General features: G+C 44.4%; 17 protein-coding genes. 12 read left to right on the top strand and 5 right to left on the bottom strand.

From position 1 onward, the window contains the following. Positions 1 to 39 precede the first annotated feature (39 nt). Positions 40 to 504: an acetyl-CoA carboxylase biotin carboxyl carrier protein gene (gene accB / locus B0E43_RS17555; RefSeq protein ID WP_077352202.1), complete on the top strand. Its 465-nt coding sequence runs from the start codon at positions 40 to 42 to the stop codon at positions 502 to 504. A 25-nt stretch (positions 505 to 529) separates the two neighbouring features. Beyond that, on the top strand, positions 530 to 1,879 hold the full coding sequence (accC, locus tag B0E43_RS17550) for an acetyl-CoA carboxylase biotin carboxylase subunit (protein WP_077352176.1): 1,350 nt from the start codon (positions 530 to 532) through the stop codon (positions 1,877 to 1,879). Between the two features lie 190 nt (positions 1,880 to 2,069). On the opposite strand, the gene B0E43_RS17545 is transcribed toward accC, so the two are convergent. Beyond that, positions 2,070 to 3,050, bottom strand: coding sequence for a GlxA family transcriptional regulator (locus B0E43_RS17545; RefSeq protein ID WP_077352174.1), 981 nt, complete (start codon positions 3,048 to 3,050; stop codon positions 2,070 to 2,072). Between the two features lie 266 nt (positions 3,051 to 3,316). On the opposite strand from B0E43_RS17545, the gene B0E43_RS17535 reads away from it, so the two are divergent. Both B0E43_RS17535 and B0E43_RS17530 read left to right on the top strand, forming a co-directional pair. Continuing rightward, positions 3,317 to 3,751, top strand: a complete 435-nt coding sequence (locus B0E43_RS17535) for an SRPBCC domain-containing protein (RefSeq protein WP_077352200.1) — start codon at positions 3,317 to 3,319, stop codon at positions 3,749 to 3,751. A 117-nt stretch (positions 3,752 to 3,868) separates the two neighbouring features. Beyond that, on the top strand, positions 3,869 to 4,363 hold the full coding sequence (locus tag B0E43_RS17530) for an SRPBCC domain-containing protein (RefSeq protein WP_077352170.1): 495 nt from the start codon (positions 3,869 to 3,871) through the stop codon (positions 4,361 to 4,363). A 47-nt stretch (positions 4,364 to 4,410) separates the two neighbouring features. Here the strand turns inward: B0E43_RS17530 and B0E43_RS17525 are convergent, their stop codons facing one another. Next, on the bottom strand, positions 4,411 to 4,854 hold the full coding sequence (locus tag B0E43_RS17525; protein WP_077352168.1) for an SRPBCC domain-containing protein: 444 nt from the start codon (positions 4,852 to 4,854) through the stop codon (positions 4,411 to 4,413). A gap of 612 nt (positions 4,855 to 5,466) precedes the next feature. On the opposite strand from B0E43_RS17525, the gene B0E43_RS17520 reads away from it, so the two are divergent. Next, entirely contained in the window at positions 5,467 to 5,712 is a 246-nt protein-coding gene (locus tag B0E43_RS17520; RefSeq protein ID WP_139352816.1) for a hypothetical protein, read from the top strand. A 218-nt stretch (positions 5,713 to 5,930) separates the two neighbouring features. Here the strand turns inward: B0E43_RS17520 and B0E43_RS17515 are convergent, their stop codons facing one another. Continuing rightward, positions 5,931 to 6,971: a serine hydrolase gene (locus B0E43_RS17515; protein WP_077352164.1), complete on the bottom strand. Its 1,041-nt coding sequence runs from the start codon at positions 6,969 to 6,971 to the stop codon at positions 5,931 to 5,933. A gap of 398 nt (positions 6,972 to 7,369) precedes the next feature. On the opposite strand from B0E43_RS17515, the gene B0E43_RS17510 reads away from it, so the two are divergent. Together B0E43_RS17510 and B0E43_RS17505 are read left to right on the top strand one after the other, a co-directional pair. Continuing rightward, complete coding sequence (locus tag B0E43_RS17510) at positions 7,370 to 10,594, top strand: S41 family peptidase (protein WP_077352162.1); 3,225 nt, start codon at positions 7,370 to 7,372, stop codon at positions 10,592 to 10,594. Positions 10,595 to 10,728: 134 nt separating this feature from the next. Then, positions 10,729 to 11,109 (top strand): hypothetical protein, encoded by a 381-nt coding sequence (locus B0E43_RS17505; RefSeq protein ID WP_077352160.1) that lies wholly within the window; start codon positions 10,729 to 10,731, stop codon positions 11,107 to 11,109. A gap of 251 nt (positions 11,110 to 11,360) precedes the next feature. Here B0E43_RS17505 and B0E43_RS17500 read toward each other — a convergent pair whose 3' ends face one another. Together B0E43_RS17500 and B0E43_RS17490 are read right to left on the bottom strand one after the other, a co-directional pair. After that, complete coding sequence (locus tag B0E43_RS17500) at positions 11,361 to 12,353, bottom strand: TerC family protein (RefSeq protein ID WP_077352158.1); 993 nt, start codon at positions 12,351 to 12,353, stop codon at positions 11,361 to 11,363. Between the two features lie 519 nt (positions 12,354 to 12,872). Further along, on the bottom strand, positions 12,873 to 13,295 hold the full coding sequence (locus B0E43_RS17490; RefSeq protein ID WP_077352154.1) for a hypothetical protein: 423 nt from the start codon (positions 13,293 to 13,295) through the stop codon (positions 12,873 to 12,875). Between the two features lie 499 nt (positions 13,296 to 13,794). Between B0E43_RS17490 and B0E43_RS17485 the strand changes: the two genes are divergently transcribed. From B0E43_RS17485 to B0E43_RS17460, 5 genes are all read left to right on the top strand, one after another. Further along, on the top strand, positions 13,795 to 14,289 hold the full coding sequence (locus tag B0E43_RS17485) for a DUF937 domain-containing protein (RefSeq protein WP_077352152.1): 495 nt from the start codon (positions 13,795 to 13,797) through the stop codon (positions 14,287 to 14,289). 119 nt (positions 14,290 to 14,408) lie between these two features. After that, positions 14,409 to 14,807: a hypothetical protein gene (locus tag B0E43_RS17480; protein ID WP_139352815.1), complete on the top strand. Its 399-nt coding sequence runs from the start codon at positions 14,409 to 14,411 to the stop codon at positions 14,805 to 14,807. A gap of 61 nt (positions 14,808 to 14,868) precedes the next feature. Beyond that, positions 14,869 to 16,251 (top strand): glycoside hydrolase family 30 beta sandwich domain-containing protein, encoded by a 1,383-nt coding sequence (locus tag B0E43_RS17475; protein WP_077352198.1) that lies wholly within the window; start codon positions 14,869 to 14,871, stop codon positions 16,249 to 16,251. Positions 16,252 to 16,650: 399 nt separating this feature from the next. Then, positions 16,651 to 17,382, top strand: coding sequence for a LytTR family DNA-binding domain-containing protein (locus B0E43_RS17465; protein WP_077352146.1), 732 nt, complete (start codon positions 16,651 to 16,653; stop codon positions 17,380 to 17,382). Then, positions 17,375 to 20,359 carry a histidine kinase gene (locus B0E43_RS17460; RefSeq protein WP_077352144.1) on the top strand — a complete coding sequence of 995 codons (2,985 nt, stop codon included), beginning with the start codon at positions 17,375 to 17,377 and terminating at the stop codon, positions 20,357 to 20,359. Before B0E43_RS17465 ends, B0E43_RS17460 begins: the two co-directional genes overlap by 8 nt. Positions 20,360 to 20,516: the final 157 nt, after the last annotated feature.

Raw genomic sequence — 20,516 nt, 5'->3', positions numbered from 1 at the left:
ATCAAGATGTCTCAAGACATTGCACAAAAAAAGAACCCTATGAAAGCTAAAGAGATCCAGGAATTGATCGACTACATCTCCAATTCCGGCCTGGCAGAGGTCAAAATCAAGACCGAGGAATTCGAACTTTCCATCAAAAAATACGCAGAAGGTCCCCAGGTAATTCATACTGCCGCTCCTGCTGCGCCGGCACCTGTAGCAGCTGCACCGGCACCCGTAGCACCAGTTGCTGCTCCTGCCCCAGCTCCTGCCCCCTCCAATCTGGTGGAGATCAAATCACCTATGATCGGTACTTTCTACCTGACCCCGAATCCAGAATCTCCGGCCTTTGTAAGCGAAGGAGCTTCTGTGAAAGCAGGTCAAACCGTTTGCATCATTGAAGCGATGAAGCTTTTCAATGAAATTGAATCTGAGGTTTCAGGCAAAATCGTAAAAATCCTCGTTTCCAATGCTACTCCGGTAGAATACGACCAGCCTTTGTTCCTAGTAGATCCAGCTGGTTGATTTTTTCACTAAACAAAACAAGACCGTGTTTAAGAAAATATTGATTGCAAACCGAGGAGAAATTGCGCTTCGTGTGATCCGGACCTGTAAAGAGATGGGGATCAAAACCGTAGCAGTATATTCCACCGCGGACAAGGACAGTTTGCACGTACGTTTTGCCGATGAAGCTGTCTGCATCGGGCCGGCTCCCAGCCGGGAATCCTACTTGAACATTCCAAGAATCATTGCCGCAGCCGAAATCACCAATGCGGATGCCATTCACCCGGGCTATGGCTTCCTTTCTGAGAATGCAGAGTTTTCCAGAATCTGTGAAGAATACGGCATCAAATTCATCGGAGCTTCACCGGACATGATCGCCAAGATGGGTGACAAAGCAACGGCTAAAGCAACCATGAAAGCTGCAGGCGTACCAACTATTCCTGGTTCCGATGGTCTGGTCGATTCTATCGAACAAGGGCTGAAAATCGCCAATGAGATGGGCTATCCTGTCATTCTAAAAGCTACTGCCGGTGGTGGCGGTCGTGGAATGCGGATTGTGAAGGAAGATAAGGAATTCAAAAAAGCTTGGGACGACGCTAAAATGGAATCCAGTGCGGCGTTTGGAAACGACGGACTTTACCTTGAAAAATTCGTAGAAGAGCCTCGCCACATCGAGATTCAGATTGTCGGTGATCGAACAGGTAAGGCATGCCACCTTTCCGAAAGAGATTGTTCCATCCAAAGAAGACACCAAAAATTGGTGGAAGAAACACCTTCCCCATTTATTACCGACGAACTTCGGGATGCGATGGGCAAAGCTGCTATCAAAGGCGCTGAGGCCATTGCCTATGAAGGTGCAGGTACCATTGAATTCCTGGTTGACAAGGACCGCAACTTCTACTTTATGGAAATGAATACCAGAATCCAGGTAGAGCATCCGATTACCGAAGAAGTGACTGATTTTGATTTGATCAAAGAACAGATCAAAGTAGCAGCAGGTGAGACAATCTCAGGACGAAATTACTTCCCTAAGCTATTTGCAATGGAATGCAGAATCAACGCCGAGGATGTCGCTCACGGCTTCAGACCAAGTCCGGGAAAAATCCTCAATCTGCATATTCCAGGTGGGCGTGGAGTCAGAGTTGATTCCCATGTGTATGCAGGGTATGTCATTCCTCCAAACTACGATTCGATGATTGCCAAACTTATCGTAAGCGGCCAGTCCAGAGAAGAAGTGATCGTGAGAATGAAGCGGGCTTTGGAAGAATTCGTCATTGACGGGATCAAGACCACCATTCCTTTCCATATTGCCTTGTTGGAAAACGAGCAGTTCAAAGAAGGAAACTTCACCACGAAGTTTTTGGAGACTTTCGATTTCTCGATATTCAAAGCTTAATCAAAAAGTCAAATGCATAGAAAAAGCCACCCGAAAGAGTGGCTTTTTTGGTTTTATCCTATTTCAAAATTTTCATTTACTCCCCTCACTCCGGATTTCTAGAGTCTGGGGTTGATAGTCCAATTGGATTTGCCCGTCCTGGCAAAAAATTCTAATCAGAGTCGGTCCAAGTCACAGATAACCCTTCTTATTAAACTTCCGCTTCTTTATTAAACCGGCTCCGGTATTCCAGTGGTGACATTCCGGTGATCCTTCTAAACACCTCACGGAATGCCTTTTCATCCGAATAGCCAACTTCGTACATGACTTCCCTTACGGTTTTACGGCTTGTTTCGAAGGCTTTTTTAGCAGCTTCAGTCCTAACCCGTTGCATGTACTCTACCGGGGTATTGCCGGTTGCCTTGACGAATCTCCGGTCAAAATTCCTTCTACCCACAGCAAATCTGCTCGAAAGATCCGCCATTGATATCTTTTCTTCCAGATTGCTCTCCATGAAGTTTTGGGCCTGGATGACTACCTCATCACCATGCGTCTTCTGGCCATTGAAGATGATAAATGTTGATTGGCTGTGCCTGTCAATTTCTATCTGAAATACTTTGGAGCAAAAGATCGCCGTCTTCCTGTCGTAATATTTTTCAATCAAATAGAGGATCAAATTCAGGAAAGAATAGGCTCCCCCATTGGTATAAATGCCGTTTTCATCTGTTATCAATAGATCAGTTTGCAGCTTCACTTGGGGAAACATGGCCCTGAAGGTATCAGCAAATGCAAAATGCGTAGAGCAGCTTTTGCCGTCGAGAAGCCCTGACGAAGCTAACAAAAATGCTCCGGTGCAGATGCTCGCTACCTCAGCCCCCTTGCTATGCTGCCATTCGATCCACTCAATCATTTCGCGATTTGCGTCTACTGCTTTCTGAAAATTATGGTTTAGGGATGGAATGATGATGAGATCGGTTTCTGAGATCGCGGAAATTTCCGTGTGAGGCTTCGCAGAAAAGAGGCCATCGTGGAATTCGACCTCTCTGGAGGTTCCGGCGAGTTGTATCTTGAATATTTCCTCGTGGCCTCTTCCTTTCCAAAAGGAATTTGCCCGGGTGAATATCTTGTAAGCGCCAACAATACTGCTCAGATTATTCTCCCCTTCCGGCACCAGGATAGTAAGATGTTTCATGTGATTAAAATTTGTTTTAAGAAGGTCACATTGCCTGTCTTGGATCTGCCTGCAGCAGGCAGGCTTGATTCGGAGAATCTCGCATCTTGGGAGCGAAACCAGCTTAAGGCTATCATTTTTTTAAAAAAGGCTTTTTACCAAATATATCAATCAACCATTTCCAAATCAACCCGTTAGAAAGTCCATTTCACACCACCCTTTCTAGCTATCCTGTCTATAACTTTGTCTGTGTGGCATTTCCAAATATGAACCTAATCTCTTCAAAGATGGAAAAATCAGATTTTAGCCTTACCCTGCTTTCCAATCAATCCCCCGAGGAAGTCTTTAAGGCGATCACCGATGTACGCACATGGTGGTCTGGATTTTATTCCGAAAAATTCGAAGGCAATTCTAAAAACCTGCACGACGAATTCAGCTTTCGGACCGGAGACGGCATTCACTATAGCAAGCACAAGCTAATTGAGGTCATTCCGAATAAAAAGGTGGTTTGGCTGGTAACGGACAGCAAGCTCGATTTTCTCGAACATAAGACGGAGTGGACTGGAACCAAAGTGGTCTTTGAGATTTCTATTAAGGGAGACGAAACTCAGCTAATCTTTACCCATAAAGGACTGAGCCCCGAATCCGAGTGCTATGGCGCCTGTGCCCCAGCCTGGACACAATACTTGGAACAAAAGTTAAGGCCCATGATTAACTCTTGAAGTGCCGGTAAGCAATTGAAAATGAAATCAGGGAATGTAAAATCAGCTATTGACTAAAGTCGCATCCCAATCTTTTTCTGATTGTACGAACCAATTTAAACAAACCGAACGCCGATTATGGAAACGCCAGATTTTACTGTCAGCTTTGAAGTAAGCAACAGCCCTGCCGCTGTATTTCAAGCCATCACCAATTTTCGCGGATGGTGGTCAGACCAGATCGAAGGCAGCACCGACCAACTCAATGAAACCTTTTTTTATCATTACAAGGACGTGCACTTGTGTAAAATCAAACTCATAGAAAGCATACCTGACAAAAGGCTAGTCTATCTGGTAATTGACAATGAATTCAATTTCATCGAAGACAAGACCGAATGGATTAATACCCAACTCATTTTTGACATTTCCACTATAAACGGCAAGACAAAAGTGAAATTTACCCACAAGGGACTGGTTCCGGAATACGAATGCTTCGAAGTCTGCCAAGACGCTTGGACCAGCTACATTCTGGGAAGTCTGCAAAGCCTGATCACCACCGGAACAGGAAAGCCGAATCCCAAAGAAGGCGGATTGAATGAAGAACTGGTAGAAAAATGGGGATTGCCGGCCAAATAAGCTAAAATCGAGTATGGTAGGGCTTACCGTTGCTCAATGGGAGCCCATCATTCTGCTTTTTTCAACTCCTCCAGTAATTTTTCGATTTTATCAAAGGTACTCCTCCATCCATTCCCATAATTATGGATTGTTGATTGGGGAATACCATTTTGGCTAAATATCATTTTGGTTTTACCCTTCAAATCGATAAAGTCGAGGTTCAGCATCGAAACTTGCCCCGGTTCATTTGTCCACTCCATTGTCATCTGGATGGTATGGTAGGGATCAATGACTAGGTGCTGCCCCATACTGGTATGTTCGGCATGGTCGGAATCGGAGAATGTGATCCTGTAAAGGCCTCCTACCCTAAAATCCATATCAATGCTGTGTACATGTCCTTCTGGATCTGAACCATACCATTTCTCGATATAGTTCGGATCATGCCAGCATCGCCAGACCTGTTCTAATTCGACATCAAAAATTCTCTCAATAGTCAAGTTACTTGAGTTCATAGTGTTATTTTCTTAGCACTTTAAGTCTTATTCCCGTAAAGCCTTTCAAGCCGATGTCGGCGTTTCGTTGATCTTAGCTACTTATTTTTGGCCATTTTAGCCATCGCGCTCTTGCAGAAAATGTACTCACCCCCTTGAATTTGGGTGGAATCGCACTAAAGGTAAAACCCTCATCGGGCAACAGATACAGGTTACAAAAATGCACAACAATCTACAATTCTGCTCCCTAGCCAAATATCCTTACAAATCCCGTACAGTTGCCGGGAGCAATTGAATTGATCGTAATCACCATCATTAAATTGCCTTTAGCAAATTACAAATTTGGATTTATGTAAAGGTGTAGGTGCAACTACGCCCAGCGTCCAAAGAACTTCAACACTGATAGGCAATAGTCTACGCCGAGAGAGGGGAACGGTCCACCATTTTGGGACATCGTTCTAGTTACAAATAGGATTTGTGAAAAGTGACAAGCCTTTTAAAATCAAGGCAAACAAAAGAACTGTACGCAAAATTGAAACAATGCAATCAAAATGATAACATTAAATATTAGTATTATTTTGATAAGACCATGTACTTTTAAGCTAGATCAAAACTGAACTTAAAATGGTCTCTATGAAAAAATTGAAAAAGAATGAGATCGCCCATACGGTCATTGAAGCAATAGGCGGCGCTCTTGAAAAGCTAAAAATTGCTAAACCATCGAAAAAGACAGAGAAGATGGTGGACAAAGTTTCTAAGAAAATTTCAAGTCAACTTGAGAAAGAGGTAAAGAAACAGGATAAGAAAGTTGTCCTGGCGGTGAAAAAAGTTGAAAAAGACAAACTTGCTTTAGAAAAAAAGGCTAAAGTCAAAAAGTAGAATCCTGCTTAAAATTTAGTAATGCCGAACTAGATTCTGTTGGAATCTAGTTCGGTATTATTTTTTGCTTAGAGGCAAGAATAATATCCTTTTGGAATTGCCAAAAGCCTGTTTGCTAGTCAAAAGTTTGAAGGACTGGCCATAAATAAACTCTCCCCGATCGGGGTAGCTGGAGGGCTATGGATTCTTAAAAAAGGGATTCTGGCGAAGATCCAGCTTTATGAGCCTTTTTTACTTCTTAAAATCTTCACTATGCGATTATATGCGATTTCTGATAGATTCCAGTTGTAACCTTCAAAGTCAGTCGTATTTGTAAATTGGATAACAACTGCATCAATGTCTTTATGATAGTTGGCTATACTCTGGTAACCAGCGATTAATCCCGTATGATTATAATCGTAAATGGAAGTATAGATTTCCTGTTCCCCTTTATTAAACAACGATCCGTCGTTTAATGCCCTTAAAAAAATACCCACATCCTCTGCTGTTGCCAACATGGAACCATAGTCAGCCGTCTTGAGGTCTTGGTCAACTCCCACATGATAGCCACTCATCACATGTTCCATATCTACTTGATTCATCGAACCGAAGGTGTTTTTCAGTTCAAGTGGGATAAGAATTTCCTCCTGAATGTATTGGAATTTACTATAGCCCACGACTTTTTCGATGAGGTCGGAAATCAATAAATAATTTGTGTTTGAATAGTTGTATTTTTTGCCAGGTTCAAAATCAGCAGGTAAATCAAGGACTCGTTCAAGTGCTTCTTTACTGTTTTTCGGTGGGTCAGTCCAATAATTTGGAGTGTCGGTAAAATTGGGAATACCACTTCTGTGCTGCAGCATCATTCTCAAAGTAATTTTTTCTGCATTTTCAATTCTTCCCATTAATTCAGGAAAATAGTCAGCCAGTGTTTTATCCAATGAAACTCTTTTGTCACTAACCAGTTTGGTGACGGAAACAGCATCATATAATTTGCCAATACTTGCTATTTTAAATAATGCGTGAGGGTCTGCAGGAATTTTCTTTTCCTTGTTTTTCCATCCGGAAGCGTAAAATTCCGGTTTCTTTCCCGCTTGATCTACATAAACAATCATCCCATCAAATCCATAGTCAATGGTTTTATTCACTTGCTCCTGAACCGAATCTGGCAATGGTGTTATCCACGCCTTTACCAAAATCCAGGGGACAAAAAAAATGGAGATTACGGATCCCATCAGCAACAGTAACCTGAATAGTTGTTTGGTTTGTTTTTTCGTCATACTGGTTCAGAAGAAGACATTTTTATCATTTGCCTGTACCATTTTGTCATACAAACTTTTCCGTACTGGATTAGATTTCTGTTAAATGGATTTCTCTTTTTAACTCCCTTCCACTATTCGAATTTCCTACTCGGTCAAGCCAAACAATCCATACACAAAAGCATCGATTTCCCGGTCGAGGTGGGTGATGTGGATGAACAATTATTGGGGATTTCCTAGTTGCTTATCTTTCTCCTAAAGATATCAGTTAACCTGAAAACGAAACGCGATTTTTTTGTGAGAGACGGGAAATGTGTGGGTATTTCTCCACGGATGGAAATTCCCAATTGCATTTGACTGCCGGTTAGCATCTCGCCTAGCTTTCCCTTATTTTAGCTTTAACCATTACCACACACCTTATGAACAGAATATTAACCCTACTCTTGGCCTCAGGATTAACCGGAGCAGCTTTTGGCCAAGGCACCCAATTGCTCCGTCAGCCTACCTTAAGCCAAACAGAAATCGTCTTTGTCTATGCCAATGACCTATGGAAAGTTCCCAAGTCCGGAGGCAATGCGATCCGCCTCACCAGCAATGAGGGCGAGGAAACACTGCCCCACTTTTCTCCTGACGGGAAATCCATCGCTTTTACGGGAGAGTACGACGGGAATATCGACGTCTACCTGATCCCTTCCGAGGGTGGGGAACCCAAGCGCCTGACTTGGCATCCGGGATTGGACTTAGTGACAGGTTGGACTCCCGACGGAAGCGCCATCACCCTCACCTCAGGCAGAGAAGGCCACGCGACACAGGAATCCAAGTTTTTCAAAGTCAGCAAAAACGGGGGAATGCCTGAACCCTTGCCGATTCCGAGAGCTGTCAACGGTGAAATCTCTCCTGATGGAAAACACATCGCTTATCAGCAGATTTCCTTTTGGGATCCGGAGTGGAGAAATCACCGAGGCGGTCAGGCCAAGCCGATCTGGATCGTTGATTTGAAGGATTTTTCTCTGAAAATGACCCCGCAAACCGACATGGAGCGGCATACCGATCCGGTTTGGTTGGGCGCCAAAGTCTATTACATCTCCGAGCGGGATTTCTTGGCCAATATCTGGTCTTATGATCCGGCTTCGGGAACTGAAAAGCAGGAGACTTTCCTAAAGGACTTTGATATCAAAAGTCTGGACGGCAACGGGACAGAGATCGTCTACGAACAAGGAGGCTACCTCCATTTGCTCAATCCTCAAACCGGCCAAAGCCAGAAGCTGAATATCACGGTAAACGGGGATTTTCACTGGGCGAGAGAGCGCTGGGTGAATGTCTCGGGAAACGATCTCCAAAACCCTCAGCTTTCCCCGACTGGACAGAGAGCCATCTTTGAATTCCGCGGAGAAATCATTACGGTTCCCAAGGAAAACGGAGCCGGCAGGAATATCACCAATACTTCCAAATCCGCAGAGCGCTCACCTGTCTGGTCTCCTGACGGCAAACAAATCGCCTATTTCTCAGACGTCAAAGGAGAATACGAATTGGTCATCGCCGATCAGGACGGAACAAACCAAAAGACAATCAGCCTTCCAGATCCGAGTTTTTACTTCAAACCCGAATGGTCTCCTGATGGAGCGCATATCGCCTTTACAGATACAGATTATCAGATTTGGGTGGTCAATGTGGCCAGCGGAAATGCCAAAGTGGTGGAAACGGATCGTTTTGCCCATCCCAACCGCAGCATGAATCCCGTCTGGTCTCCGGACGGAAAGTGGATTGCCTATGTCAGACTGATGGACAATCAGTTCAAGTCCGTCTTTGCTCTGAATGTAGAAACCAGTCAAAAAATCCAGATCGGAGATGCCATGGCTGATGCCATTACACCGGTTTGGGATGAAAGCGGTAAGTACCTTTACTTTCTTGCCAGCACGGATTTCGGTTTGAATACGGGTTGGCTGGACATGAGCAGCTTCGATCATCCGATTAACAGAAGTTTGTATTTGGCTGTATTGAATTCAGCTGATTCTTCACCCTTGCTGCCGCAAAGTGATGAAGAAACTGAGACCAAAAAAGAGGAAAAGAAAGCCCAGGATTCCGTCACCGTCAAAATCGATTCGGAAGGAATCAATCAGCGAATTGTGGCTATTGACATACCCGCCAGAAACTACACTGGACTTGCACCAGCACCCGATGGCTTTGTTTTCTACATGGAATCAATACCCAACCAAGGCACTACCCTTCATAAATACGACCTGAAAAAGCGCAAATCGGAAGTCTTTTTCCCAAGTGTAAATCAAGTTGTTGTATCAAAAGACCGAAAATCCCTGCTTTACCAAAGCGGAAGCACTTGGGGGATCGTAGAAACTGCCGGTTCGGGCAAAAAGTCCGGAGACGGAGCCTTGAAAGCCATCTCCACGATAAAAGTGAAAGTCACGCCCACGGACGAATGGCAGCAGATTTACCGGGAAGGCTGGAGGTATCAGCGGGATTTCCTCTACGTGGACAATGTGCACGGAGCCCCATGGGACGATATTTATGAATGGTACAAACCTTGGGTTGCCCATGTCCGCCACAGAAACGACATGAATTACATCATCGATATCCTTGGCGGAGAAGTGGCAGTAGGTCACAGCTATACCCGGGGAGGGGATTTTCCCGAAATCAATTCCGTACCAATCGGTTTGCTGGGAGCAGACTATGAAGTCGAAAATGGAAACTATCGAATCAAAAAAATCTACACTGGGGAAAGCTGGAATCCTACCTTGAAGGCTCCTTTGGCCCAACCTGGAGCTATGGCCAAAGTTGGTGAATACCTGGTGGGCGTAAACGGAAAAGCCATCGCCCCAGGAACCAATCTCTACCAATACTTCGAAGGCACTGCCAATCAACCGACCAAAATCCACCTGAATTCAAAACCGGGTTTGGATGGTGCCAGAGTAATTCAAGTAGTGCCAGTCCCCAATGAAGGACAACTCCGAAGCATCGACTGGGTAGAAGGAAATCGCAGGAAAGTGGATGAGCTTTCGGAAGGAAAACTGGCCTACGTTTACATTCCCAACACGGGACAGCCAGGCTACACTTCTTTCAACCGCTACTATTTTGCGCAGCAGGACAAAAAAGGCGCGGTCATTGACGAGCGAAACAACGGCGGTGGTTCGGCGGCAGACTACATGGTTGACATCATGGCAAGGGATCTTCATGGCTACTTCAATTCACGGGCAAATGATCATAGGCCTTTCACCACGCCAATGTCCGGCATTTGGGGACCAAAAGTCATGCTGATCAATGAGCGCGCCGGATCGGGTGGAGACCTCCTTCCCTACCTGTTCAACAAAATGAAGATCGGTCCACTGATCGGCACCAAAACCTGGGGTGGATTAGTTGGAACCTGGGATACACCGTCATTTGTGGATGGAGGCCGTATGGTGGCGCCTCGGGGTGGTTTCTATGACATCAATGGTGAATGGGCTGTCGAAGGAGTTGGGATTTCTCCTGACATCGCGGTGGAGCAAACTCCAAAAGACGTAATCGAAGGCCGGGATCCCCAGTTGGAAAGAGCTGTCAAAGAAGCTTTGGACAGAATCGCCACCGAAGGAATCGAACTCAAACCCGAACCAAAAGCACCGATTCGATACTTCCGACCAAAAGGGAATTGATCGGCTTTGCGATTCATCTTTGAGAAGAAGGGCTCTCTGAACTCTTTCTAAGGATAAAGGCCAAAATAGAAATCCCGTTGACAACCATGCCAACGGGATTTTTTTATTCGAATCGATTTTCATTAACTTCTATAATGAAAATCAGTGGAATCCTCAGTTTACTATTCCTTTTTCTCTGTTCCTGCGGCATCCAAGACGGCGAACCTGATGGGATTTTTATCCGCGTGCAAAACAATTCGGATGTCAATTTTACTGGCGTGATTGTACAGTCAGGAAATGTAGAACAGGCATTTGGAGAAATTCCTGCCCGGACTTCTTCCGAATACGAAGAGTTTGAATACGCATTTAGGTATGGAGCTGTCTGGCTGGAAGCTGAGGGCCGGGACTTTTCCTTGATCCCCATCGATTACGTGGGAGAAATCCCGCTCCGGGACGGTTTTTACACCTATCGGATCGGCCTGAGTTCGGCCAATCTTACCGATGCCACATTGGTTTTTGAACTGGTTGAAGACTAGATCTATTGCAAAAAAGCTTAAGAACAAATCCCCCCTTCCCCCTTTAAATACAATCCTTTTCCAGAATTAAGATTATTATCCAAGGGGGAGTTGGCCTTACCGTCCACTTCGAGCTCCTGTCTTCCGTCTTCCTTCTGTCTTTTAGCGGTCTGAAGACTGCATCAATCTGGTCCAAGCCTGTCTGCCGACAAGACAGGTCAAAAGACTTGAACCAGTTACTCGTCTTTCTGTCTTCCGTCTTCCGTCTTCCACTACTTCTTCTTCTCCGGCCAAATCACCGATGCCACCATCGAGATTGCCAAAATTCCTCCAACGACCGCCAAAGAATGAGTAGAACTGAAATGATAAAGTGGCGCGGAAATCATTTTAATCCCAATAAATGCCAGAATAATCGCCAGACCAAACTTCAGTCGGCTGAACATGTGGATGAAATTGGCCAATAGAAAATAAAGGGATCTCAAGCCCAAAATCGCGAAAATATTGGACGTGTATAGAATAAATGGATCGTCTGGGGCAATGGCAAAAATCGCAGGGATGGAATCTACTGCAAAAAGCAAATCGGTAAACTCAATCACCGCAACTACTACCAGAAGCGGAGTTGCCATTTTAACTCCATTTTTGATGATGAAAAACTTATCTCCATGATATTCCGGTGTCACTTTAAAGAAGCGATAAATCAGTTTTGCACCGGGGCTTTTGGAGTAATCTTTATCACCTTCTTCGTCTTTGCTCGCAAACCAGGATTTGTATCCCGCATAAATCAGAAATGCCCCGAAAACAGTCAATACTACGTTGATTCGGACACTTTGCTCCATGATGGTCATCGGTGGCAAATAGGTCATACCAATGATTCCCACACCTGCAAAAATGAATATTGCCCGCATCACCAAGGCTCCGATAATCCCCCAAAACAATACTTTGTGATGGTACTCTCTTGGCACATTGAAAAAGCCAAAGACCAGGATAAAGACAAACAGGTTATCCACCGAAAGGGCTTTTTCGATCCAATAAGCGGATTGAAACTGGGAAAATTTCTCCATTCCCACTTCTTCGCTGGTGACGATGTAAATGAATACACTGAAAAGCATGGATAGCCCAATCCAGAAAACAGACCAGATCGCGGCTTCCTTGTTTGAAATGATATGACTCTTTTTGTTGAAAACCCCGAGATCGAGCAAAAGCATAAATGCTACAGTTAGGGCAAAACCAATAAGGATACCGGGATGGTTGATTAATGAATCCATGGAAAAGGAATGATTGATTTTAATGAAATAAAGGGAAAACCAGGCAGTACTGCCGGATTTGGGCTATTAATTTTGAGTAAAGGACCTCCAACTACCAGGTATCAAAAAAAGGCCGGAAAAGGATTTTGGTATCAAAAAATGATTGAATTTCAAAGGGAGCTTTAAGGGTTCCAATAGCAATTAGAGGCTTCAGGACAGATTTAAATTGAAACTCGAAAAATAGCCCGACCAGTTCAATTCCCAAATCCAAAGTTGAAAAACCAGAACGAAAAGTATTCCTTAGATGCAGTTCTGGAGTGGAATCCTGACTCAGGTAACCTGACTCCTGATCGGCAACTTTATAATCCGGAATTGGCGGAAAAAGGCAAATGAGAGAAACGCCAAGTATCCAGCTGCAAATTAAAAGTCCAAAGAAAACCTGTTTTTTCATCCTACCAGTTTGACTCTCCAAAGGTAGGACAATAGTAAGACCGGAAGGATAGTCAGCTGAAATTCTTTCGGAGGATTCATGTTTAGGATTTAGGCAACTGGAAAAAACCTGTCAAAATCATCTGCCAAAAAATTACCGAAATGCGCTTTTGCAAGTCGGTTGGCTCGGATTTCCGTCCAATAGGTTCGATGGTCTCCCGAAAATGCAGGAAGGGGATTTACCCCGGAAATCAGATTTAGGAAACTTGGAATCCCGATCAAGACATAAAAACCAAGCAAATAGGATCCCAGAAGTCTTTTCCGATCTCCATTAAGACCGGATTTATAATCCAAAAAGTGCCCGTACTCATGCTGGACAATCCTCTTTTTGGCGAGCTCTGGGATATCGGAATGAATGAAAATTCCGATTCCCGGCAAGCAAATTCCACTTCCTGACATCATCCACTTGGTCTGAAAAACCCGGATTCCTTCCAGCAACTCAATGTTTTCTATTTTCTCTAGCACTTTTCCCATTCAAACTGAAACATAAGGATTCCCCTTTTTTAATAATATGAATGTCCGCAATGATACCAGTAGGCAAATTAAATTGAAGTAGTGGATATGTAGGTTAAAGTTTGGAAGCCTTAGATCCGAAGGATCAAAACAATTCATAACCCCCGGTATAGCCGGGGGTAAAATCACCACAATAAAAAGGGAGCCCTGAAGGGGCGATACTTAGAGTTTCACCCTTTCAGGGCTTAATGGAAGGGAATTCAATAGCTACCCTGCACTTCGTACAGGGTCATGAATGGTTTGGCTCCTTCGGAGCTACATTAGAAGTCGATTTGATTTTTGTAGAATTATCGACTTTCCAATCCAAACCTTATTCTGCTTTCATCTTTGTGGGGGGGCCATAGCGGATATTCATATTTAATAATTTCCGGAGTAGAAACTCCATGCCATTTTTAACATTTTACAGCTTGAAGCCCAAGCATTTTCTGTGCAATTTTATGTAAATCAAACTTTTACTATCATGTTAGACAAATTGTTAAAATTAGCAGATGGGCCATTGCAGGAAATGCTGGCAAAATCAGGCGGAAATCCCGATTCCGCGGTCGCAGTGAAGGAATCATTTTTGGAAGTGATTCAAAATCAGGCCAGCTCCGGCAACTTTGAGGGAGTGATGGAAATGTTTTCAGGAAATGAAACTTTACCGGACAGTCCTGCTGTCAATCACATGACCGGTGATCTGACCAACGGCTTGAGTCAAAAGTTGGGCATCGATTCCCAAAAAGCAATGTCAATCGCTGCGGCGGCACTTCCGATGCTGTTGAACCTATTCAATAAACAGGTAAATGATGCCCCACAGGCCAACGAGGACATCATGAATTCGGTAGTCAAGTCCATGAAAGGAGGAGGAGGATCGGGTCTGGATGATCTTTTGGGTTCAGTTTTTGGAGGTGATAAAGGCAAAGGTGGATTTGACTTGGGTGGAATTATTGATATCGGAAAGGGATTGTTTAAGTAAAGTGGGTTTAAGGCGAAGAAATTCACAGGCTTCTCCACCATTTTTCCAAAGAGAGCCAAAGTCAAATCTAAAAACTCCCAAATTCCCTTAATTTTAAAATGGTTTTTAATCCCAATTTTATGAACAAAACAAAATTTATTTCAGCTTTCCTTTTCATGGTATTCTTGGGTTTTGCTGCCCAGGCCCAAATTCCAAAAGTTCCAAACGCCGGAGCTTCGGCCCTTTCCACACAGGTTTTGGGCATTTTGGATAACACCAGCGGACTCAATTTGTCAGGTGATCAAAGCACCAAACTGAAGACAAACAACAAATCATTTGTAGATCAGCTGATGAAAATCACCGGAGGTTCGGACTCTGATGATACCAAAAAATCCAATATTCTGAATTTAAAGAATGGCCGGATGAAATTTCTAAATGAGCTTTTGGGTAACGAGCTGACTCAAAAATACATGGGTAATGTGCTCAAAGCGATCAATCCGCTCAAATCAAAATTAGGCCTAGCAGCCCTTGCATTCTGACAGCTTTTTGCTTCACTTTGAAGCCTTGGAAAAATCTCCAAGGCTTTTTCTTTTCCCAAAAATGAAAAAAATTCTCTTCCTCCTCTCATTGGCTGTTTGTTTTTCCTGCACTAAAAAAAAGCAGGAAATTGAGCTTTGGCTGACCGATCCCAAAGCGAATGTGCTACTGGAAAAACAAACCGAAGATCGGGAGTTTCCTGAAAGCAAACTGGTGTTGAACGTGGATTCAGAGACAGGTTTTCAGGCAATGGACGGGTTTGGGTTCACCCTGAGCCAGGGAAGTGCCAAGCATTTGTTAGGCATGAGTGACTCGGCACGTGCAGCACTCCTTCAGGAGCTTTTTGGCAAAGGTGAAAAAGACATCCGGATTTCTTATTTGAGGCTTTCCGTTGCGGCTTCTGATCTGAATGAATTTCCTTTTTCTTACAATGATCTCCAGGACTCCTTGGCCAAAGATCCTGCATTGGAACATTTCAGCCTTAGTTACGACACCCTGGATGTCATTCCGGTATTGAAGCAGATTTTGGCTATCAATCCGGCCATCAAACTCATGGCCTCCCCCTGGTCACCGCCCAAATGGATGAAAGACAACAAAGACACCCGGGGCGGATCGCTTTTGGAGGAATTTGAGGGAACCTATGCCTGCTATCTGGTCAATTACATCAAAGCCATGAAGCAAGAAGGAATCACAATTGACGCGCTTACCATTCAAAACGAACCGCTCCATCCGGGAAATAATCCTTCGCTTCTGATGCTTCCCGAGCAGCAGGCCCGGTTTATCGGAGTCCACCTGGGTCCTGCTTTCGCAGAAAACGGGATCAAAACCAAAATTGTGGTGTACGATCACAATGCTGACCGCCCGGATTACCCGATTGCAGTTTTGAGCGACACCTTGGCCAATCCTTTTATTGACGGATCGGCTTTTCACCTATATGGAGGGGAGATTGATGCCTTGTCTGAAGTTCATCAGACCTTCCCCGACAAAAACATCTACTTCACCGAGCAGTGGATCGGAGCACCCGGAAGTCTGGAAGGAGATATGCCCTGGCATGTCAAAAATCTGATCGTAGGCGCATCCCGCAATTGGGCCAAGACCGTCCTGGAGTGGAACCTGACTTCCAATCCTGAACTTACCCCATTCACAGACCGCGGAGGTTGCGACCGTTGTCTTGGAGCTGTGACAGTTAGCGGCGATTCAGTGACCCGAAATCCTGCATATTACGTCATAGCCCATGCCAGCAAGTTTGTTGAACCGGGTTCTGTGCGGGTTGATTCCAACCAATTTGTGGAATTGCCCAATGTTGTTTTTCTGAGGCCCGACGGAAAGAAAGTGCTGATTGCCATGAATGAAGACAAAAATCCGATCAGCTTTCAGATCGTGGACAAGGAAAAGGTCTTCTTTGCTGAACTGAATCCCGGAGCGACGGGGACTTGGATTTGGTAGGCTCCTTTAGCCGCAAAGAATTTTTACCACGGAGGAAAAGGAGAAAAAGCATTCCCCCAATCTTGGGCTAAAGCCTGGTATCTAATCGAATCCTTTGTGGGATTGGGCTAAAGCACCATTCCTATTCATATGTTCGAATTCCAATTTTGAATAGCCTCCTGCTTTAGCTGGAGGCAAAAAATCAGATTAAAAATATAGGTGGGCTTTAGCCCAACCCATTTTCCAATCTTGGGCTAAAGCACCATTCCAATTCATTGTCTGAATTGGAAAAAAACCTTTACCCCTTCGGAGAACCCCATCCCAAAAATCACATCGCATTCTTCCCAATTCCCCACGCTCGTACATTCTGATGAAAATGAAACATTTTTTCCTCATTTTAGGGTTTCTCATACTTTACCTATGATCAAAACCATTCTTGTGGACGATGAGCGTCACGCCCTGGAGTCGCTCAAAATGCTCTTGGAGAGGCTTTTTCCCGAGCAATTTGAATTTTTAGCTCTTTGCAACTCGGTCGATCAGGCGATTCCAGCCATTCAGCAGCATCAGCCCGAACTGGTCTTTTTGGATATTCAAATGCCCCAGAAAAATGGTTTTGCACTCCTCGAAGTCATGCCACAGCGGGAATTTGATGTGATTTTCACAACTGCTTATCAAGATCATGCAATTGCTGCATTTAAGCAGGCGGCTTTTGATTACTTGCTCAAACCAATCGATTCACTGGAGCTTCAGAAAACCATCATTCGCTACCTCGAAGCCAAAAAATCCGATCCTGTCCAATCACTCCTTGAAAACCTAAGCAATCAGATGGAAGGTCTGGACATTGTTGCCTTTTCTACCTTGGAGGGGATGGAGTTTGTTCATTTTGATGAAATCAAATACCTCAATGCAGACCGCAACTACACGACCATCTACCTCGAGAACAACCGAAAACTGCTGATTTCCAAATCTATCGGTCAGGTAGAAGCGAAGCTCCCAGCCAGTCGGTTTATCCGGATTCACCAATCCTATACTGTCAATGTTGCCAAAATCCAGCGTTATGATAAATCTGAAAATTTCCTGATCCTGAAATCCGGCGAAAAACTCTCCGTCTCACTACGCAAAAACACCAACCTAACCAAGCGCTTTGCTTAGCAAGTATCCCCTTTTTTTCGTTTTTCTTTTTCTTGTATTTGGAAAAAGTCCTGCCCAGCAATTGCCCTCCAGGCAGTTTACCACTGCTGACGGACTGCCCAACAATGCCATCCGATCCCTCCTACTCGACTCCCGGGGGATTCTCTGGATCGGCACCGAAAACGGCATTTCCAAACTGGAAAACGGCCTTTTTCAAAACTTCTACGAAAGCGACGGGCTGGCTTTCAACAGCTGTTGGGCAATTTCCGAGGACAAAAACCAACACCTTTGGTTTGGAAGCTATGGCGGAGGTGTGACGTTTTTTGACGGAAAAGAATTCAGAAAAATCCAGGAAACAGACAGCCTCGCCGATAACCGAATCCGGCACTTTTATCCCTATCAAGATTTCATGCTGGTCGGAACCGAGGACGGCATCAGCCTGATCGACACAGAAACTCTCAAGGTCACCACTATTGCTTCCAGCATAAACAATACTGACCTGAATTATACTACAGGATTTTGGGAGGAAAGCGGAAAGCTGTACTACTCCACCTATCGAAGCGGATCGTATGAGATTTTTTGGGAAAATGAAATTCCCAAAACCCGCAAAATCAACGATTGGCTGCCGATTTATGCGATTTTCCAACAGGGAGACAGTCTCTTACTTTCTGACAAAGGAAGCCTGAAAGCCATTTCAAAAGAGGATTTTTTAGAAGGAAAAAAGCCTGAAATCTCCTTTGGCCAATCCATTTTTTGGGACCAGGTGCCTGGGATTTCAGGAGAAAATTACCTCTTGGCCGCCGGGCTATTTTCCAAAGACGGAGGAATCTTTGAGCTAAACGAAGCAGGACTTTTGGATCAAACCGCCCGTTTTGGAGTCGACTCCAAGTTTATCCAAGCCGGCGCTTTGGATAAGGAAAGAGGCTTGCTTTTTCTGGGGAGTTTGGACAAGGGGCTCTATCAGGTCAGAATTGATCAGACGGTCATTTATGAGGATTTTGGAGGAAAAGAAGTTCGCGGAATCACCGGAAAAGAGGAGCTCCTTGCCCTCCTTCACACGGGCGGCTTGGAAATCCGAAATACCAAAACCGGAAAAATCACCGAAACCCTCGCTCCGGAATTCAAAAAAGTACAAGAATCTTACTTCAGTCAGTTTCCTCAAAAAATCCCCAAACACCTGGATGGTTTTTTTGAACTCGACCCCACGATTCCGGCCCAGGAAATGGAATTTTATGAGCTCCACCTGCAACAGGACGGTTTTTGGATCAACACCAATCTGGGAATCTACCACCTCAGTCTGGAGGGAAAGATCAAAACCTACCTGCCTGTTCATTGCTTCAGTATGGGATTCACACCCGACGGTAAACTGATTGAAACCAATCCCTATGCCGGAGTCAGGATCTACGACAATCCTGAGGAATTTTCCTTCACCTACTTTCATCCCGACGAAGCAAATACGCCACTTCAGATTTCCAAAGTGGCCCATTCGAGCAGCAAAACCTTTCTGGCTTCAGTTTTTCACGGGTTTTACCATTGGGATGGTCAACAGTTTACCGCTTACCGAAAAGCCGGAATCTGGGATGAGGAAAAGTTCAAAACACTCCATGTCATGGAAAATGGAAACCTCCTGGTCGGAACTGAGTTTGGCGAACTTTATCGGATCGAGGTGGAACCTGCTTTTAAGGAACTGAAAAAATGGGATAAAGACGAGTTACAAGGCACTTCTATTTTGGCATTGGAGTCTTATGGAGAATCGATCATAGCCGTTACAGAAAAAGGCATCCATCTCCTCCAAGGCGACAAAAACAGTTTTCGTGACGAGGAGCAGGGTTTTTTTCAAAAGGTTTTTCTTTCAGCAAAGCGAATTGGAGATGACCTTTACCTGGGCTCGACTAAGGGATTTTATCGGATTTCCTTACCGGATTTTGTCAAAAGCCAAACACAATCCATTCGCCTGGGAATCACCGAATTCAAGGTCAATCATATCCCCTTGAATCCGGATGACTTTGAATGGTTTATTTTTCAACCCAAAAAACTCCAACTCGAAGCGGATCAAAACACGTTGTATATCCGATTCAAACCAACTGGACCAATTGAATCCGGTAAGCTCCGGTACAAATACCGGCTAAAATCAGATGCAGAATGGACAGAGTTTTTCAACGAACCGGTGATGGAACTCCCCTACCTTCCTTGGGGAATCTACCAGCTGGAAGTAGAAGTGTGGGATTACCATTCGGGAGATATGAGCAGGGTAAATTTGCTGGAATTTGAAATTAAAAAGCCTTTTTACCTCAAGGCTTGGTTTATTGCGCTCCTGTTCCTGGGTATGGCTGGACTTTTTACCATGATTTATCGAATTCGCAGCAGTCAGTTTAAGGCAAAAACCAGCATGAATCAGCGCCTCACCGAGATCAAGCTTGAGGCCCTTCGCTCCCAGATGAACCCCCACTTCACCTTCAATGCGATCAACAGTATCCAGTATTATATTCTGAAAAACGACACCAACCAAGCCCTAAACTATTTGGGGATGTTCTCTGCCTTGATCCGAATTACACTGGATCAAAGCAGCAAAACCCAGATCTCCTTAGCCGAGGAACTCGACTACCTCCGCAAATACATTGAGGTAGAAAATATGCGCATGGATCATCGGGTTGATTGGCAAATTGAAGGAAACGCAATCGATAAGGCAGAAGAGATATTCATCTCTCCCATGCTGATCCAGCCTTTGGTGGAGAATGTATTTGTTCATGCCTTCCCCGGAGATTATCCATCACCCAAACTCCGAATTCGCTACGATTTGGGAGAAAAAAATTCTTTGATCTGCACCGTCGAGGACAATGGAATCGGGATATCCAACACCCCCAAACCCAACCACGAATCCAAAGGCACACGGCTTATTCGGGAAAAATTGATGCTGCTGCCGGGGAATACCGAGGATAGTTTAATGGTTGAAACTGGAAATTGGGGAACAAAGGTGAGGATGAGAATTTACTTATAAGGGGGAAAAAGGGGACGGATGTACATTGGCAGGGGGCGGATGTGTGTTTAATGTTATTTTTTTTCTTTTAAGAATTACTTTAATGATGAAGTAAATATTAAAAGGACATTAAACAATCGAAATCAAATAATTACATAGAAATTAAATCATCATGGAC

This window comes from Algoriphagus sp. A40 (genome assembly GCF_002002735.1).
In the GTDB taxonomy this organism is placed as follows: domain Bacteria; phylum Bacteroidota; class Bacteroidia; order Cytophagales; family Cyclobacteriaceae; genus Algoriphagus.
This window is presented reverse-complemented; position numbering and strand designations above follow the sequence as displayed.

What these genes read in the sequence shown, in the direction of transcription:
- B0E43_RS17490 (WP_077352154.1), bottom strand. Translation starts at nt 13,295, where the DNA reads ATGGGAAAAGTGCTAGAGAAAATAGAAAACATTGAGTTGCTGGAAGGA.
- B0E43_RS17535 (WP_077352200.1), top strand. Translation starts at nt 3,317, where the DNA reads ATGGAAAAATCAGATTTTAGCCTTACCCTGCTTTCCAATCAATCCCCC.
- B0E43_RS17485 (WP_077352152.1), top strand. Translation starts at nt 13,795, where the DNA reads ATGTTAGACAAATTGTTAAAATTAGCAGATGGGCCATTGCAGGAAATG.
- B0E43_RS17545 (WP_077352174.1), bottom strand. Translation starts at nt 3,050, where the DNA reads ATGAAACATCTTACTATCCTGGTGCCGGAAGGGGAGAATAATCTGAGC.
- B0E43_RS17525 (WP_077352168.1), bottom strand. Translation starts at nt 4,854, where the DNA reads ATGAACTCAAGTAACTTGACTATTGAGAGAATTTTTGATGTCGAATTA.
- B0E43_RS17520 (WP_139352816.1), top strand. Translation starts at nt 5,467, where the DNA reads ATGAAAAAATTGAAAAAGAATGAGATCGCCCATACGGTCATTGAAGCA.
- B0E43_RS17465 (WP_077352146.1), top strand. Translation starts at nt 16,651, where the DNA reads ATGATCAAAACCATTCTTGTGGACGATGAGCGTCACGCCCTGGAGTCG.
- B0E43_RS17515 (WP_077352164.1), bottom strand. Translation starts at nt 6,971, where the DNA reads ATGACGAAAAAACAAACCAAACAACTATTCAGGTTACTGTTGCTGATG.
- accB (WP_077352202.1), top strand. Translation starts at nt 40, where the DNA reads ATGAAAGCTAAAGAGATCCAGGAATTGATCGACTACATCTCCAATTCC.
- B0E43_RS17530 (WP_077352170.1), top strand. Translation starts at nt 3,869, where the DNA reads ATGGAAACGCCAGATTTTACTGTCAGCTTTGAAGTAAGCAACAGCCCT.
- B0E43_RS17505 (WP_077352160.1), top strand. Translation starts at nt 10,729, where the DNA reads ATGAAAATCAGTGGAATCCTCAGTTTACTATTCCTTTTTCTCTGTTCC.
- B0E43_RS17480 (WP_139352815.1), top strand. Translation starts at nt 14,409, where the DNA reads ATGAACAAAACAAAATTTATTTCAGCTTTCCTTTTCATGGTATTCTTG.
- B0E43_RS17500 (WP_077352158.1), bottom strand. Translation starts at nt 12,353, where the DNA reads ATGGATTCATTAATCAACCATCCCGGTATCCTTATTGGTTTTGCCCTA.
- B0E43_RS17510 (WP_077352162.1), top strand. Translation starts at nt 7,370, where the DNA reads ATGAACAGAATATTAACCCTACTCTTGGCCTCAGGATTAACCGGAGCA.
- B0E43_RS17475 (WP_077352198.1), top strand. Translation starts at nt 14,869, where the DNA reads ATGAAAAAAATTCTCTTCCTCCTCTCATTGGCTGTTTGTTTTTCCTGC.